The 15,372-nt window shown below is 72.8% G+C and carries 17 protein-coding genes; 5 read left to right on the top strand and 12 right to left on the bottom strand.

Annotation, left to right across the window (positions count from 1 at the left end):
• Positions 1–129 precede the first annotated feature (129 nt).
• Positions 130–1,149 carry a PASTA domain-containing protein gene (locus ACFXGI_RS14180; protein WP_384705805.1) on the top strand — a complete coding sequence of 340 codons (1,020 nt, stop codon included), beginning with the start codon at positions 130–132 and terminating at the stop codon, positions 1,147–1,149.
• On the opposite strand, the gene mmuM is transcribed toward ACFXGI_RS14180, so the two are convergent.
• Together mmuM and ACFXGI_RS14170 are read right to left on the bottom strand one after the other, a co-directional pair.
• The gene (mmuM, locus tag ACFXGI_RS14175) at positions 1,128–2,063 is read right to left on the bottom strand and encodes a homocysteine S-methyltransferase (protein WP_384705803.1); all 936 of its coding nucleotides are present in this window, start codon (positions 2,061–2,063) and stop codon (positions 1,128–1,130) included. The genes ACFXGI_RS14180 and mmuM overlap by 22 nt on opposite strands.
• 16 nt (positions 2,064–2,079) lie before the next feature.
• On the bottom strand, positions 2,080–3,003 hold the full coding sequence (locus tag ACFXGI_RS14170) for an LLM class F420-dependent oxidoreductase (RefSeq protein ID WP_384705800.1): 924 nt from the start codon (positions 3,001–3,003) through the stop codon (positions 2,080–2,082).
• A 203-nt stretch (positions 3,004–3,206) separates the two neighbouring features.
• Here ACFXGI_RS14170 and ACFXGI_RS14165 point away from each other — a divergent pair, with 203 nt between their 5' ends.
• The gene (locus tag ACFXGI_RS14165) at positions 3,207–3,473 is read left to right on the top strand and encodes a hypothetical protein (protein ID WP_384705798.1); all 267 of its coding nucleotides are present in this window, start codon (positions 3,207–3,209) and stop codon (positions 3,471–3,473) included.
• 102 nt (positions 3,474–3,575) lie between these two features.
• Here the strand turns inward: ACFXGI_RS14165 and ACFXGI_RS14160 are convergent, their stop codons facing one another.
• From ACFXGI_RS14160 to ACFXGI_RS14145, 4 genes are all read right to left on the bottom strand, one after another.
• Positions 3,576–4,061 carry a DUF6099 family protein gene (locus ACFXGI_RS14160; protein WP_384705796.1) on the bottom strand — a complete coding sequence of 162 codons (486 nt, stop codon included), beginning with the start codon at positions 4,059–4,061 and terminating at the stop codon, positions 3,576–3,578.
• 123 nt (positions 4,062–4,184) lie between these two features.
• Positions 4,185–4,595 carry a nucleotide pyrophosphohydrolase gene (locus ACFXGI_RS14155; protein WP_384705794.1) on the bottom strand — a complete coding sequence of 137 codons (411 nt, stop codon included), beginning with the start codon at positions 4,593–4,595 and terminating at the stop codon, positions 4,185–4,187.
• Positions 4,592–5,815 carry an ATP-binding protein gene (locus ACFXGI_RS14150; RefSeq protein WP_384705792.1) on the bottom strand — a complete coding sequence of 408 codons (1,224 nt, stop codon included), beginning with the start codon at positions 5,813–5,815 and terminating at the stop codon, positions 4,592–4,594. Before ACFXGI_RS14150 ends, ACFXGI_RS14155 begins: the two co-directional genes overlap by 4 nt.
• A gap of 67 nt (positions 5,816–5,882) precedes the next feature.
• On the bottom strand, positions 5,883–6,278 hold the full coding sequence (locus ACFXGI_RS14145; RefSeq protein ID WP_384705790.1) for a cell division protein SepF: 396 nt from the start codon (positions 6,276–6,278) through the stop codon (positions 5,883–5,885).
• 163 nt (positions 6,279–6,441) lie between these two features.
• Here ACFXGI_RS14145 and ACFXGI_RS14140 point away from each other — a divergent pair, with 163 nt between their 5' ends.
• Together ACFXGI_RS14140 and ACFXGI_RS14135 are read left to right on the top strand one after the other, a co-directional pair.
• Complete coding sequence (locus tag ACFXGI_RS14140; RefSeq protein WP_384705788.1) at positions 6,442–7,155, top strand: DUF2470 domain-containing protein; 714 nt, start codon at positions 6,442–6,444, stop codon at positions 7,153–7,155.
• 48 nt (positions 7,156–7,203) lie between these two features.
• Entirely contained in the window at positions 7,204–8,124 is a 921-nt protein-coding gene (locus ACFXGI_RS14135; RefSeq protein ID WP_384705786.1) for an NADP-dependent oxidoreductase, read from the top strand.
• A gap of 60 nt (positions 8,125–8,184) precedes the next feature.
• On the opposite strand, the gene ACFXGI_RS14130 is transcribed toward ACFXGI_RS14135, so the two are convergent.
• From ACFXGI_RS14130 to ACFXGI_RS14105, 6 genes are read right to left on the bottom strand one after another with little or no spacing between them, the layout of a single operon-like run.
• Positions 8,185–9,516 carry an LLM class flavin-dependent oxidoreductase gene (locus tag ACFXGI_RS14130; RefSeq protein ID WP_384705784.1) on the bottom strand — a complete coding sequence of 444 codons (1,332 nt, stop codon included), beginning with the start codon at positions 9,514–9,516 and terminating at the stop codon, positions 8,185–8,187.
• 32 nt (positions 9,517–9,548) lie between these two features.
• Complete coding sequence (locus tag ACFXGI_RS14125) at positions 9,549–10,547, bottom strand: ABC transporter permease (RefSeq protein WP_384705782.1); 999 nt, start codon at positions 10,545–10,547, stop codon at positions 9,549–9,551.
• On the bottom strand, positions 10,544–11,383 hold the full coding sequence (locus ACFXGI_RS14120; RefSeq protein ID WP_384705780.1) for an ABC transporter ATP-binding protein: 840 nt from the start codon (positions 11,381–11,383) through the stop codon (positions 10,544–10,546). The genes ACFXGI_RS14125 and ACFXGI_RS14120 overlap by 4 nt, the downstream gene beginning before the upstream one ends.
• Positions 11,384–11,388: 5 nt before the next feature.
• The gene (locus ACFXGI_RS14115) at positions 11,389–12,420 is read right to left on the bottom strand and encodes an ABC transporter substrate-binding protein (protein WP_384705778.1); all 1,032 of its coding nucleotides are present in this window, start codon (positions 12,418–12,420) and stop codon (positions 11,389–11,391) included.
• 37 nt (positions 12,421–12,457) lie between these two features.
• Positions 12,458–13,021, bottom strand: a complete 564-nt coding sequence (gene ssuE, locus ACFXGI_RS14110; RefSeq protein ID WP_229336070.1) for an NADPH-dependent FMN reductase — start codon at positions 13,019–13,021, stop codon at positions 12,458–12,460.
• A 42-nt stretch (positions 13,022–13,063) separates the two neighbouring features.
• Positions 13,064–13,999: a TauD/TfdA dioxygenase family protein gene (locus ACFXGI_RS14105; protein ID WP_384705776.1), complete on the bottom strand. Its 936-nt coding sequence runs from the start codon at positions 13,997–13,999 to the stop codon at positions 13,064–13,066.
• Between the two features lie 1,031 nt (positions 14,000–15,030).
• Between ACFXGI_RS14105 and ACFXGI_RS14100 the strand changes: the two genes are divergently transcribed.
• On the top strand, positions 15,031–15,372 hold a 342-nt coding region (locus tag ACFXGI_RS14100; RefSeq protein ID WP_384705774.1), incomplete at its 3' end, for a methylmalonyl-CoA mutase family protein.

The following is a 15,372-nucleotide window of genomic DNA, read 5'->3' as shown; positions in this document are numbered from 1 at the left end:
CGGGCAAGTGCCCGACACGCTTGCGCCCGGCGCTGTACGGTCCGCGGATCACGTCGTTCCCCGTGCCCCCGGCATCCCGGCAGCCCCAGGAGGGCCTCTCCCGTGTACCCGCCGCAGCCTTACCCACCCATGCCCGCGCCCGTGCGCCGCTGGTGGCAGCATCCCGCCCTGATCATCACCCTGCTGGTCGTGATCCCGCCCGCGGGCATCGCGCTCGCCTGGACCAGCCGGTGGGGGCAGGCCAAGAAGATCGTGGCGACGGTCCTGGCCGGTCTGTGGTTCCTCACACCCTTCCTGGGCGACCCGCCGAAGAAGGCGGAGGCCGACGCCAAGCCGGCCGCCCTCGCGTCCGCCTCGCCGAGTGCGAGCCCCGGCCGGGCCGAGCCGCCCGCTCTCGTCGGCCGGAACCTCAAGGAGGCGAGAGCCGGCGCGCTCGCCGCGGGATTCCAGGTGCTCTCGCACGACGCCTCCGAGGCCAGCGCCGCCCAAGTGGCCGAGGCCGACTGGAAGGTGTGCTTCCAGAGCCTGGTCACCGAGAAGGCCGGTGCGATACCCGCGCTCGACTTCGGCGTGGTCCGCACCGACGCCCCCTGCCCCGCGAAGGACGGGGATCCGATCCCCTATCCGAAGATGCCCAAGGTCGTCGGCCTGACCTTCGCCAAGGCGTCCGAGACGCTCAGGCCGATCGGCTTCGGGAAGATCGAGCCGCAGAGCGCCTTCACGGACGTCACCCTGCCGGCCGCCGTGGACGACTGGGCCGTCTGCTTCCAGGAGCCCGAAGAGGGCAAGGAAATCAGCGCGCCCGGAACCACCACCGCCGCACTGAAGCTCGCTTCCCCGGGCACCACTTGCCCGGGTGCGGCGAACACCCGGCTCCACCCCGAGCCGGTGCCGACGCATGATGACGACGACTCCGGCAGCTCCGCGTCGGGCGGCTCTTCCTCCGGGGGATCCACGTCCGGGGGGTCCTCCTCGGGAGGGTCTTCCTCCGGCGGGTCTTCCTCCTCCGGCGGGTCCGACAGCGGCGGCGGAGGCGGAAACACCGTGACGCCCGGTGCGTTCTGCTCCCCGGCCGGGGCGTCCGGCGTCAGCAAGAAGGGCACCTCCTACACCTGCAAGGGTCCCGGTCAGCCCCGCTGGCGCCAATGACCGGTCCCACCCCGGGAAATCCCGGTGGCCAGTTCGGCGATGCCCGCCGGGCCGATGCGGCAGCAGCCGCCGATCAGGCGGGCTCCCGCCGTGCGCCAGGCCTCGACAGGCCAGGGTGCGGGGTGGGCCGGGGCGTGCCAGGTGGCGGTGGGGGCGTCCCAGACGGAGCCGTCGTTGGGGTAGGCCAGGAGCGGCTTCGGCGTGACGGCGGCGGCCGCCTCCAGGGCGGGCAGGACGTCCGCCGGGTCGCAGCAGTTGACGCCGACCGCGATGACCTCCGGCGCCCCGGCCGCGAGGGCGAAGGCCTCGGAGAGCGGCCGGCCGGCGCGGGTGCGGGCGCCGGCCACCGTGTAGCTCAGCCAGGCGGCCGCCCCCGTCCCGGCGAGGACGCCGAGCAGCGCTTCGGCCTCCTCCGCGTCCGGGATCGTCTCCAGAGCCAGGACATCGGCGCCCGCCGCGAGCAGCGCCTCGATCCGCGGACGGTGGAAGGCGGCCAGCTCGCGCACGCTCAGCCCGTACCGCCCGCGGTACTCGGAGCCGTCCGCGAGCACCGCCCCGTACGGGCCCACCGAGGCGGCGACCCAGACCTCGTGGTCGGCGGCCTCGGCCGCCCGGGCGGCCAGCGCGACGCTGCGGTGCAGCAGGGCGGTGGTCTCGGCCCGGTCGTGGCCGTGCGCGGCGAAGGCCTCGTACCCGACCTGGTAGCTGGCCGTGATCAGTACCTCGGCCCCGGCCCGCGCGTACGCCGCGTGGGCCGCCTCCACCTGGTCCGGCCGCTCGGCGAGCACCCGGCCCGACCAGAGCCCGCCGGACAGGTCGCAGCCCTGTTCGGCGAGCTGGTTGCTCAGCCCGCCGTCGAGGACCACGACCCTGCGGGCCAGGGCTTCGGCGAGCGGGCCGGACGCGCGGGGCACCGTTCCTCCGCCTCCCTCAGCCGAGCTGGGACAGCACCTGGGCCGAGATCAGCTCCAGGTGGTCCAAGTCGTCGAGGTCGAGCATCTGGAGGTAGACGCGGGAGCTGCCGACGGCCGCGTAGGCACCGATCCTCTCCACCACCTCGGCCGGGGAGCCGGCCAGGCCGTTGGCCTTGAGCTCGTCCACGTCCCGGCCGATGGCGGCGGCCCGGCGGGCGACCTCGGCGTCGTCCCTGCCGACGCACACCACCAGGGCGTTGGAGTAGACGAGCTCGTCGGCCCCCCGCCCGGCCTCCTCGGCGGCCCGGCGCACCCGGCCGAACTGCCGCTCGCTGTCCGCGATCGACGCGAACGGCATGTTGAACTCGTCCGCGTACCGCGCGGCCAGGCGCGGGGTGCGCTTCGCGCCGTGGCCGCCGATGAGCACGGGCACCTTGGCCTGGGCCGGCTTGGGCAGCGCCGGGGACTTCTCCACCCGGTAGTGGGTGCCGGTGTAGTCGAAGGTGCCGCCGGGCTCGGTCGCCCACAGGCCGGTCACGATGGCCAGCTGCTCCTCCAGCCGGGCCATCCGCTCCGCCGGGAACGGGATGCCGTACGCCTTGTGCTCCTCCTCGAACCAGCCCGCGCCCAGCCCCAGCTCGACCCGGCCGCCGGACATCTGGTCGACCTGGGCCACCTGGATGGCGAGCACGCCGGGCAGCCGGAACGTCCCGGCCGTCATCAGCGTGCCGAGCCGGATCCGCCGCGTCTCCCTGGCCAGGCCCGCGAGCGTGATCCAGGCGTCGGTGGGCCCCGGCAGGCCGTCCGCCGACCCCATCTTCAGATAGTGGTCCGACCGGAAGAAGGCGTCGAAGCCCAGGTCCTCGGTGGCCTTGGCGACGCTCAGGAGGGTGTCGTAGCTCGCGCCCTGCTGGGGCTCGGTGAAGATACGGAGATCCATGACTCCCATCCTGCCTCGCCCACCCCGGCAGGGTGAATCTGCCTCGACCGGACGGTCCACCCCGGGTCCGGCCAGTGACCGGCCCGGATGGGGATCGTTGGCTCGGACGGAGCCGGACCGCCCGGCCCGCGCGCCGGCGGCCTTTCGCCGATGCGTCCACCGCCCCCTTCCGCCTTGGAAGGGCCAGGGCCGAGGAGGCCCCCATGTCCCACGGGTCCGCGCCCGAGCACGTCGGACAGACCGGACAGGCAGCACACGACCAAGCACGGCAGGAGCCCGCGGCGGCCGCCCGGGGCGGCGCGCCGAAGGGCCTGCTCCAGCAGTTGGAACAGCTGATGGCGGCGCTGAACGCCGACCTGTCGCAGCTCGACGCCGACCTCCAGTCCTCCACGGACCGCGGCCCCGGCGCGCCGCTGACCCCGGGCAGCCGTACCCCCGACAGCGAGCGCCCGCCCTACCGGTCGTACTGACCGTGCCGGTCGGATGACCGTGCGGGTCCCGTCGCGCGCGGCGGGACCCGCGATTCCGCTCTCACCGTTCTCCCGTCAGGCCACGTGGACCATGCTCTCCCGTCAGGCCACACCCGAGGCGGACCCCCGTTCGCGGACCGTCAGCCGGCGCAGGACGGCCCGGACCCGGTCACTCGATTCGTCGGCCGCGTCTATGGACTCTATGCACTGCCAGTACAGGCCTTCGTCGTCCGTCGCGCAGGCCACCCCGACCAGGGCTATCCCCACTTCGCCGAGCAGCGCCTGCAGTCCGAGCAGAGCCTGGCGGACATCCGCCACCTCGGTCAGCTGTGCGGCTCTCGGCGGATAGTCGGGCGCGCTGCCCTCTCCGCGCAGGGCCGCTCTGTCGAGCACCCCGCATCCTCTGCCCCCCGCTTCACCCAGTCCCCGTGCCTCCGATCTCAGCTCCGGCGGCCCCGTGACCGCCAGCCAGCTCCCGATCCCCTGTGCGAGCGCCTGGGCCTGCCAGGCCTCGCCCACGATGTCCATCGCCGCCCCGCTCTGTGCCAGCGCGTGCCGGCCGGCCGCGATGAGCCGTACCGCATCCATATGCCGTCCCCCGTCCGCACGACATCCGCCATCCTCACCACTACCCAGAGTGAGGGCAATGGGCCAGTAAAGCCAGGGGTATTCGGAAATCTGTGGACACAAACATGGTTGTGGACGACGCCATCACTCCGAAGAGTGACAATTCGATGTCGGAGGCCCTGTCACCGGGAAGCGGAGCTCGTTCCTCTCGATCTTCGCGGCGAGCGCATCGAGCACATCCACCCCGAGAACCTCACAGAATTGCAGCAGATACGCCAGTACGTCGGCCACCTCATCGGCCACGCGGTGCGCGGTTTCCGGCTTCTCCATGACCTCGGCCGACTGTTCCGGGGTCAGCCACTGGAAGATTTCGACCAGTTCGGACGCTTCCACGCTCAGCGCCGCCGCCAGGTTCTTGGGCGTGTGATACGGCTCCCAACCGCGCTCGGCGGCGAACTCGTCCAGCCTGCGCTGGAGTTGGTGCAGCCGCTCTCCCGGTCGCGGATCCCGCGGGCCCGGCTCGTCCCCGTGCTGTACGTCCTGCTCATCGCTCATGGCCTCAGGTCTACCACCGTCACCCCCGGGGTCGCCCGGCCGGCCGCGGCCGCCTCCTCCCCCACCGCCGCGAGCAGCCGGACATGGCCGCGGCCGCAGGACAGCAGGGCCAGCCGCAGCAGTTCGGCACTCTGCCGCCGGTCCAGATCACGGTCGAAGCCGTCGGCGAGGACGGTCAGCGCCTGCCGGGCGGAGAGCAGCTCGGCGGCCGGGTCCATGGCGAGCACCCCCGGGCCGGTCAGCAGGACCAGCGCCAGCGCGAGGAAGCGGAGCTCGCCCGCGCCGAGCCGGCCCAGTTCCGTGGCGGGTCCGGCTCGGCCGCGGTCCAGCACCGCCGTGACCGGGCCGTGCGCGGGAGCCCGTACGTCCAGGCCCTCCACCGGGCCCGCACAGCCGGTGCGTGCCGCCGCGGCGAGCAGCGCGTGGCGGGTGCCGCATTCGTGGCGGGTCCGGCGCAGGACGTCGGCCAGGTTGGCGCAGTCGCCGAGCAGCCTGCCCTCGCCCGGCAGGACGGGTGCGCGCATCCGGTCGGGACGCGGGTCGCAGGAGAACGCCGAGCGCAGCGCCACCACCACCTGCTCGGCGGCCGCGAGGACCTGGCGCTGCCCGGCCGTGGAGCCGGCGACGCGCAGCGGGAGCAGGGCGGTGCCGAGCCGGTCGTCGGGGAGCGGGGCCCGGGTGACGCCGACGGCTCCGCCGGTCAGCCAGGAGGCCTGCACGGAGCGCCGGCCGGGGTCGCGCAGGGCGGTGGCGAGCAGGATCTGCCCGTCGGCCGCGAGCCGCTCCCCGACGATCCGGAGCGTGGGCTCGGCCTGTACGGCGAGGTCGAGGCGGACGGGCCCGGCGGGGCCGTCGACGGTGCAGCCGATGCGGAATCCGCGCCGACCCTGGCCGTCCGGCAGGGCCCGGTCGGGGATCCGGCCCGTCGGATCGGGGAACGCCTCCTCCAGCGTGGCCCCGGCCCCGAGTCCGGCCAGCGCCTCGTAGGCGGCCAGGACCTGGGACTTGCCGCTGCCGCTGGGCCCGGCGAGGAAGGTCACGGGCCCCAGCGCGAGGACGGCGCCGCGGTGCGCCCCGAAGGCGGAGAGCCGCAACCCGGTGACGACGGGCCTATGGTGCACGGCGGCAGGCGGGATCGCGTCGTCGGCAACGGCGGTGGATGACCCGGCGCGGTCAGGGGCCGTGGCCCCCGGCGCGCCCGAGCCCAAGGTGGCGTCCATGCGTCGGACGGTACGGGCCGCCGGGCCCCCGGTGGGACCGGCGAACCGTTCCGCCCTCGCGACCTTCCTACGATCGGGGGACGGCGGCGGCCGCGATCCCCTCGACCTCGGTCCCGACGGGCGCCAGCAGGAAGACGTTCCGGTCGACCCGGTGCATCCCGCTGCCCAGCCCGAAGACCACTCCGCTGCTGAAGTCGAGGATCCGCTTGGCCACTTCGCCGTCCGCGCCGGTGAGGTCGAGCAGCACCGGGATCTGTGCGATCAGGTACTCGGCCACCTCCCGCGCGTCGGCGAAGACCTGGACCCGGATCACGACGAAGCGCCGCTGCTCCGCCGCGGACGCCGCCGGCGCCGTGGGGATCGTGCGGTGGTCCACCCGGGAGGGCCACTCGTTGCGACTGCGCAGGGGGACCACCTGCGCGAGCCCCTCCCACTGTTCGTCCGTGACGTCGTACCTGCTCACCGGGCCGCCTCGGCCGTGCGCTTCATGTGCATCCCCCCATCCTCTCGCGTTTCACCCGTTCAGCCCAACAACGACACGAGTGACACGGGGTACTCCCGCAGAGGCAAATAGATTAGGTTAGGCATACCTAAGTCACTCGCCCAGGACGATGGAGAGATCCCGCATGCGCATGCCCGGTGCCGCCCCCGCCACCCCGGCCGCCGGCCGGCCCACCGATGCCGAGCGGGTCCGGTCGATCCTGGCCGCCGCCCACTCCATGACCGTGGTCACGGACGGGCTCAGCAGCGAGGTCCGCCACCTCGACGGATCGGACCCGATGGGCCGGCTGCACCTGCACCCGTCCGAACCGGGCGGCGAATCCGAGTACCGGCCCTCGATCCGGCTGGAGTTCACCGACATCGCCCCCACCCCCGTACGGGACCGGGTCCGCGCCCGCGTCACGATCACGGGCCGCCTGCTCACTCCCTACACGGACGAAGGCGCCGATTCCACCTGCATGGAATTCGGCCGGGCCGTCCTGGAGACCGACGAGGGACGCACCTGGGTCGGCCTCGAAGAGCTCGACGCGGCCTGCCCCGACCCCCTCGCCCCGTACGAGGCCGGCATGCTCACGCACCTCCTCGACGACCACGCCGAGCTCGTCACGCTCCTCCTGCGCCTGGTCCGGCCGCTGCCCGCCGCCGCCATCGTCCGCGTGCTGCCGCTCGCCATGGACCGGTACGGGATCACCCTGCGGCTGGAGCTGCACCGCGGCCACCAGGACGTGCGGCTCCCGTTCCCTTCGCCGCTCGACGACGTCGAGCAGTCCGGGGTGCAGATCCAGGCCCTGTTCAGCGCGGCCCGGCGGCGCTCGCACCGCAACAGCCTGCCCGCCTGAGCGGTCCGCACGGGAATAGGCCCGCCGGGGGTCCCGTTGGGGACGATCATGAAGGCAATCACATACGACGCATACGGAACTTCCGGGAACCTCAAGCTCGTTGACGTACCGCGGCCCAAGGTCGGCCCGGGCGAGGTGCTGGTCCGGGTCAAGGCGGCCGGTGTCAACCCGGTCGACTGGAAGCTCGCCGCCGGATACCTCGACCCGATCCTCGAGGTCCGCCACCCCGTCATACCCGGCTGGGACGTGGCCGGAATCGTCGAGGCCGTCGGCCCCGACACCTTCGACTTCGCCGTCGGCGACGAGGTCTACGGGTACGTCCGCAAGGAGTGGGTCGAGCTCGGCACCTACGCCGAACTCGTCTCGGCCCCCGTGCGGACGCTGGCCCGCAAGCCCCGTTCCCTCGGCTTCGAGCAGGCCGCGGGCCTCCCGCTGGCCGGGCTCACCGCGTACCAGTCCCTCCGGCGCGTCGGCCTCAAGTCCGGCGAGACCGTCGTCATCCACTCCGCGGCCGGCGGCACCGGCTCCTTCGGCGTACAGATCGCCGTCGCGCTCGGCCTGCGCGTCATCGGCACGGCCGGCGCGCACAACCACGACTACCTGCGCTCGCTCGGCGCCGAGCCCGTCCTGTACGGGGAGGGCATGGCGGACCGGATCCGCGCACTCGCCCCCGAAGGCGTCGACGCGGGGCTGGACTTCTTCGGGGACGGCGCCGTCGAGATCCTCCAGTCGCTCGTCACCGAGCGCGGCCGGGTGGTCTCCATCGCCGACTACGAGGCCGCCGCCAAGGGCGCGCACCAGCTGTGGGTGCGCCCGGACACCGCCGACCTGACGTTCCTGGCGGAACTCGCCGACACGGGCGGGCTCACGGTCAGTGTGGAGCACGCCCTGCCGCTCGCCGAGGCCGCGAGGGCCTGGGAGCTCAGCGCGGCGGGCCGTACCCGGGGAAAGATCGTCCTGACCGTCTGACGACGCGCGGAAGCCGCCGGAGCGCGGAGCTCCGGCGGCGGGCGGCGGGCGGCGGGCCCGTCAGGCGACGGCCGGCGCGTACCGGTTCGCCGGGCGCCCGAGGCCGTAGTTCTCGCGCAGGGTGGTACCGGTGTACTCGGTGCGGAAGAGGCCGCGCCGCTGCAGGATCGGCACGACGTGGTCGACGAAGTCGGTGAGACCGGTCGGCAGTACGGGCGCCATGATGTTGAACCCGTCGGCGGCGCCCCGGGTGAACCACTCCTCCAGCTGGTCGGCGATCTGCTCGGGCGTGCCGGCGAAGACGCGGTGGCCGCGGCCGGCGCCGAGGCGGGCGATCAGGTCGCGCAGGCTGAGGCCGTCGCGGCGGGCCAGTTCGGCGACGAGCGTGAAACGGCTCTTGTTGCCGTTGATGTCCCGCTCCTCGGGGAGCTCGGGCAGCGGGCCGTCGAGGGGCAGGCCGGTCAGGTCGGTGCCGAGCATGCCGGAGAGCTGGGCGAGCCCGTACTCCGGCACCTGGAGATCGGTGAGCTGCTGCTCCAGGGCCTTGGCCTCGGCCTCGGTCGAGCCGATGACGGGGGCGATGCCGGGCAGGACGAGCAGGTCGGACTCGGTCCGGCCGTACTTCGCGAGACGCGACTTGAGGTCCTTGTAGAAGGTCTGCCCGTCGGCGAGCGTCTGCTGGGCGGTGAAGACGGCCTCGGCGTACTGCGCGGCGAACTCCTTGCCGTCCTCCGAGGAGCCGGCCTGGACGAGCAGCGGGTGGCCCTGCGGGGAGCGGGGCACGTTCAGCGGGCCGGCGACGCCGAAGTACGTACCGCGGTGGGCGGCCGGGTGGAGCTTGTCGGTGTCGGCGTAGATGCCGCGCTCCTTGTCGAGGACGATCGCGTCGTCCTCCCAGCTGTCCCAGAGCTTGGTGGCGACGTCGAGGAACTCGCGGGCGCGGTCGTAGCGGAGGCCGTGTTCGAGGTGCTCGTCCTGGCCGAAGTTGCGGGCCTCGTCGACGGTGCCGGAGGTGACGATGTTCCAGCCGGCCCGGCCGTTGCTGATGTGGTCGAGGGAGGCGAACTTGCGGGCGAGGTGGAACGGCTCGTTGAAGGTGGTGGAGACGGTGGCGATGAGCCCGATGTGCTCGGTGACGGCGGCGATGGCCGAGAGCAGGGTGAGCGGCTCGAACCCGCCGAGGGCGTTGTAGCGGGCCTTGCCCCAGAGGGCGAGCCCGTCGGCGAAGAAGATCGAGTCGAGCCGCCCCCGCTCGGCGGTCCGCGCCAGGTCCTGGAAGTACCGCAGGTCGGTGACCCGTTCGGGACTGCTGTCGGGATGCCGCCAGGCGGCGTCGTGGTGCCCGGCGTTCATGAGGAAGGCATTGAGGTGCAGGGTCCGGGGTGCGGTCATGATGGTGTTCCTCGGGATGGAAGAGACGGGTGTCAGGCGGGGACGCGCCAGAGGCTGAGGCGGCGTTCGACGGTGACGAGGAGCTGGTTGAACGCCACGCCGATGGCCGAGATGGTGACGATGCCCGCGTACATCTCGGGGATCGCGAAGTTGAACTGCGAGGCGTTGATCAGATAGCCGAGCCCCGCCTTGGCGCCGATCATCTCGGCGGCCACGAGGACCAGGATCGAGACGGCCCCGGCCAGCCGGATGCCCGTGAAGACGGCCGGTACGGAGGCCGGCAGGATCACCTTCTGGAACAGCCTCGGCGTCGACAGGTCCATGGAACGGGCCAGTCTGACCAGGGTCGGATCGGCGTTGCCGACGGCACTGATGGTGTTCAGCAGGATCGGCCAGACGCAGGCGTAGACGACGATCGAGACCTTCGAGGTCTCCCCGATGCCGAGCAGCAGGACGAACACCGGCAGCAGGGCGAGGGCCGCGGTGTTGCGGAACACCTCCAGCAGCGGGCCGAGCAGCACCGCGAGGGGGCGGTACCAGCCGATGAGCAGGCCGAGCGGGACCGCGACGGCGACGGCGATGCCGAAGCCTCCGAACGAGCGGACCAGGCTGGCCTGCGTGTGCTCGGCGAGCTGGCCGTTGCCCGCCAGTTCCCACCAGGCCGCGGCGACCTCGCTGACCGGCGGGAGGAAGGTGGAGTCCACCAGTCCGAGCCTGGGCGCAGCCTCCCAGATCGCGAGCAGGGCGAGGATCGCCGCCGAGCGCAGGGCCGCGGCGCGCAGCCAGTGGGCGACGGCGCGCAGTCGGCGGGCGACGGCGCGCGGGGTGTCCGGTGCGACCGCAGCCGCGGCCGCCTCGGGTTCGCGTACCGGTGCCGGTTCGGGTACGGGCGCGGGCGCGGAGTCCCGTGCCGGGGCCGGCTCCCCTGCCGGAACCGGCTCCCCTGCCGGCGCGGGCGTACGGGGGGTGCGCACCCCGCTCCCGGGGACCGCCTCGGCCTCGGTGGTCTTCGTATCGGTTCCGGTGCTCATACGGTGGCCTCCTCCTTCTCCAGTTGCTGGGCGCGGGCCACCTCGTCGTGGAGCAGGGTCCAGATCTCGTGGCGGTAGCGGGCGAATTCCGGGCTGGAGCGCAGCTCCTCCCCGCCGGCGCCGGTGGCCCGGTCGCCGAAGGAGACGGGGACGGCCTCCTTGATCCGGCCGGGGCGGGAGGTCATCACGGCCACCCGCTGCCCGAGGTACACGGCCTCCTCGATCCCGTGCGTGATGAACACGACGGTCTTGCCGGTGCGCTGCCAGATGCGGCGCAGCTCGTCCTGGAGGGATTCGCGGGTCTGCGCGTCGAGCGCGGCGAACGGCTCGTCCATCAGCAGGACGTCCGGGTCGTAGGCGAGCGAGCGGGCGATGGCCACGCGCTGGCGCATGCCCCCGGACAGCTCGTGCGGGTGGCGGTCCTCGAAGCCGGTGAGGCCGACGAGGTCAAGGAACTCCCGGGCCCGCTCCGTGCGTTCACGGCGGGGGACGCCCGTCGCCTCCAGTCCGAACTCGATGTTGCCGAGGGCGGTGCGCCAGGGCAGCAGGGCGTACTGCTGGAAGACGATGCCCCGGTCCAGGCCGGGCCCGGTGACCGGCTCGCCGTCGAGCAGGATCCGGCCGGAGGTGGGCCGGGTCAGTCCTCCCAGCAGGTCCAGGAGGGTGGACTTGCCGCAGCCGCTGGGGCCGACGACCACCACGAACTCCCCGGCTCCGATCTCCAGGTCGACGCCGTCGAGCGCGGTGAAGCTGCCGCCGTCGCCCCTCGCCTTCCTCCCCTTGGCCTGCTTCCTCGGGAAGGTCTTCGTCACGGACTCGAACACGATCTTCGCCATGGTGCTCAGCCCTTCCCCTGGCCGTTGAACTCGTTCGTGTACAGGTCCGAGGGCTTCAGCTGGCCCTTCTTGATCTCGCCGCGCTCACCGAGCCAGTCGATCCACAGCTGGAACTCCTTGTCGGCGATCCGGCCGCCGGTCTCGGCCACCCCGTACGAGCGCCAGTACTGGAGGGTGGAGGTGTCCTCGTTGCGGCCGCGCTTCTTGACGATCTCGGTCATCCGGGCGATGACCTCCTCGCGCGGGGTGGTCCGGGACCAGTCGATGGCCTTGGCGACGCCGGTCGTGAAGGTCCGTACGGTGTCGGGGTTCTCCTTGATGAACCGCCGCGTCATCACGTACGAACCGGCGCTGAAGGCGCCGAGCAGCTCGAAGTCCTTGAACAGCGGGCGTATGCCGCCGGCGGCGAGGGCCTTGTCCCGCAGGACGCCGCTGAGCACCCCGACCTCGATCTGCTTCTGGCGCAGGGCCTGCTCGGTGTTGACGGGCGGGACCACGAGGGACTCGACCTTCGCGGCATCCGCCTTGGAGAGGCCGTTGCGCTCCAGGTAGATGTCCAGCAGCGCCTGGGCGTGGGCGCCCAGGGTGTTCATGCCGACCTTCTTGCCGATCAGGTCGCGGGGCGAGCGGATCGGGCTGTCCTCCAGGACGTAGTAGCCGAGGTAGGTGTCCTTGTCGGAGCCGTAGTAGGAGACGACGGACTGGATCTGGGCCTTGCTCGCGGCGAGTTTGACGATCGCGCCGTTGAAGGCTCCGCCGAAGTGGGTCTGGCCGGTGGCCGCGGACTGGATGTCCTGGGGGCCGCTGATGGTGTTGCCGACCCAGTCGAGGGTCAGGCCGCCCAGGTAGCCGAGGTCCGCGGCCAGTTCGGGGAGCGAGACGGCGCCGACGGCGCCCTGGTACTTCAGGGACGTGACCTGCTTGCCGGATCCGCCGGAGGCGGTGGCCGTGCCGCAGCTCACCGCCGCCGCCGAGATGCCGAGCAGGGTGAGGAACTGGCGTCGGGAGGTGCGGGTGGAGACGAGGGCTGCGGGCATCGGGGTTCCTTGTCCGAAATCAGGGGTTTCTGGACCGCTACGGTGCGGTCGTCACGAAAGCGGCGGCCGAGGCACCGGCGCTCAGCGCCTCGGCGAACTCGTCGACGGCCTGGAAGAGGTCCAGCTCCGCCTCGGGCCGCAGCCGGCCGGGGCCGGTACCTCGCTCCACGGAGGAGTCCAGGACGAACCGGCCTGCGGTGACGTGCCGGGCCCCGAGCGCGGCGAGCACCGGACGCAGGGCGTAGTCGAGGGTCAGTACGTGGGCGAGGCTGCCGCCGGTGGCGATCGGCAGGACCGTCTTGCCGGCCAGCCCGTCCTGCGGCAGCAGATCGAGGAAGGCCTTGAGCAGGCCGGTGTACGAGGCCTTGTAGACCGGGGTCGCGACGATGATCCCGTCGGCCGCCGCGACGGCTTCGAGGGCCCGGCGGATCTCGGGCTCACCGCGGCGGGCGGCGAGGAGGTCGGCGGCGGGGAGCTCCCGTACGGCGAGGTGGGCGGTGTCGAACCCGGCGTGGGCGAGCCGGCGCAGCACGTGGTCGGCGACGACGGCGGTACGGGAGTGCGGGGAGGGGCTGCCGGTGAGGGCGAGCAGGCTGGGCACGGTGCCTCCTGGGATGTCGTACGGCGGTACGGGCGGGTCGCGTCAGGCGGTGGCGGATGCGCCCGACGGGATGCCGAAGGACGGGTCGGGGACGGTCTCCGGGCTGATCAGGCGGGACGGGACCCCGTCCGGGCCGACGGGTACGTCGCCGTCGACCGTCACGCGGCGCAGGGTGCGCTCGTGGTCGTCGGAGTCGTCGACGCCGTAGTGCTGGGTGGCCCGGTTGTCCCAGATCGCGACGTCGCCGGCTTGCCACTGCCAGCGGACGGTGTTCTCGGGGCGCTCGATGTGCGACTGGAAGAGGTCGACCAGTGCACGGGAGTCCTGACCGGTCAGGCCATCGATCCGCTGGACGAAGTTTCCGAGGAGCAGGGTGCGTTCGCCGGTCTCGGGGTGGACGCGGACGACGGGGTGCTCGGTGCGGAACTTCGTGGACGTGAACACCTCGCGGTACTGGGCGAGGGCCTCGGGGAGCGCCTCGGGCTTGAGGGCGGCGTAGTCGTACTCGTTGGTGTGAACGGCGCGCAGGCTGTCGGCGAGGACGCGGAGCGGCTCGGGGAGGTGGGCGTACGCGGTGGCCGTGTTGGCCCAGAGGGTGTCGCCGCCGTACGGGGGGATGGTGACGGCGCGCAGGATGGAGAAGGCGGGGTAGGCGGGGACGAAGGTGACGTCGGTGTGCCACTGGTTGGCACGGGCGCCGTGGTGGGAGTCGATGCCGAGGGCGTAACGGCCGTCGGCGGAGGGCACGGTGGGGTGGGCGACGGGGGTGCCGAGCAGCTGGGCGAAGGCTTCGTGGCCGGCCTCGTCGAGGTGGTCCTGGTCGCGGAAGAAGACGACCTTGTGGGCGAGGAGGGCGGCCCGGACCTCGGCGACGACCTCCTCCGGAAGCTCGCCCCCGAGCCGCACGCCCCCGATCTCGGCGCCGATGCGGCCGCCGATCCGGGTGACGGTGGGCTGGGTGCGGGTGGCGGTGCTCATGGGGACTCCTTGGGGGTCGGTTCGGACAGCGCAAGGCCGCGACCGGGCGCGGGGCGGCTCGGCCGGGCAGCGCGGCGCAGGGTCAGGCCTGCGGGCAGCGTTTGCCGCAGGACGGGGGCATGGGGTGCTGGGCAGGCCCGTTGACCTGGGGCGAGCAGGTCGTGACCCGGGCCGGGTCGGCCTTGGGTCGGGCGGCCGGAGGCTGGTTGGCCGGAGGCCGGGCGGGCTTGCTGCTGGACGGTCGGCCGGGCGGAACCGGCCGGAGACCGAAGGAGAACGGCCGGGGTGCTACCGGCCGACGGCGGAGGGCCGGCCGGGAGGCGGGCCGTCCCGGGCCGGCGTGGGACCGGGGGCCGGTTCGGCGGCAGGCCGAACGGTCATCGGCCGGGACCCGGGGCGGCGCTCAGGCGCGGCGCGGGGCCTGACAGCGGCCCGGACACGCACCCGGCGCGGTACAGGAGCCGGTGGTGTGGAACCGCGGGGCGAAAAGCTCGAACGCGGACATGGCTCGGAGCCTGGCAGCGACTCCGGTACGGGTCAAGCCCCGCCCGACACGCCGAAACGAACCCGCCCCGGGGCCCCGACCCACTCCGGCGCATCACCTCTGACCTGGCTTTTCGACCACGCCACCGGAAGCAGCACGAGGCCTCCGAACGGCTGAAAACCGTGGCTGGATTTCACGGTCCCGCAACGCGACCGCCACGCAGCGCCGACACCCCGGCCGTCACCCGCCCTCGCGGCCGAAGTCGCCCGCAGGGGTCGGGGGCGGGGTGGGGTGACGTCCGGAGTGTCAAACGTGATGTGTTGGCGCCCTGTCCCGGGCACGTCACCAACCCGGAAAAGGCGCCATAAATCATGCCCCACTCCGGACGGCACCCCACCCCGCCCCCGACACCGGCCCCACCACGCCCCGCCACGCTGCACCGCTGCTCACAACGCTCTTTCGTGACCCTCCCCGTCTCACATGAGAGGGCGAGATCACATCCGGTGGTTATAGTCGTTCACAAGCCCACCCCCCTAGCATTCGAGCCATGACGGTCCTGCCTGATGACGGGCTCTCCTTGGCCGCCGAGTTCCCTGACGCGACGCATGAGCAGTGGCAGCGCCTGGTAGAGGGCGTTCTACGCAAGTCCGGCAAGGACGTATCCGGCGAAGCCGCAGAAGACGCGTTGTCCACGAAACTCGAGGACGGGCTCACCACCCGCCCGCTGTACACCGCACCCGAAACGGCCGACGAGACCGGGTTTCCCGGGTTCGCTCCGTTCATACGGGGCGGCCGCCCCGCCGGCGGTACCGCCGCCGGCTGGGACGTACGCCAGCGGTACGTCGGACATGACCCCGTACGGGTGAACGAGGCTGTTCTCACCGACCTC

Source organism: Streptomyces sp. NPDC059355, from assembly GCF_042752335.1.
GTDB lineage: Bacteria > Actinomycetota > Actinomycetes > Streptomycetales > Streptomycetaceae > Streptomyces.
This window is presented reverse-complemented; position numbering and strand designations above follow the sequence as displayed.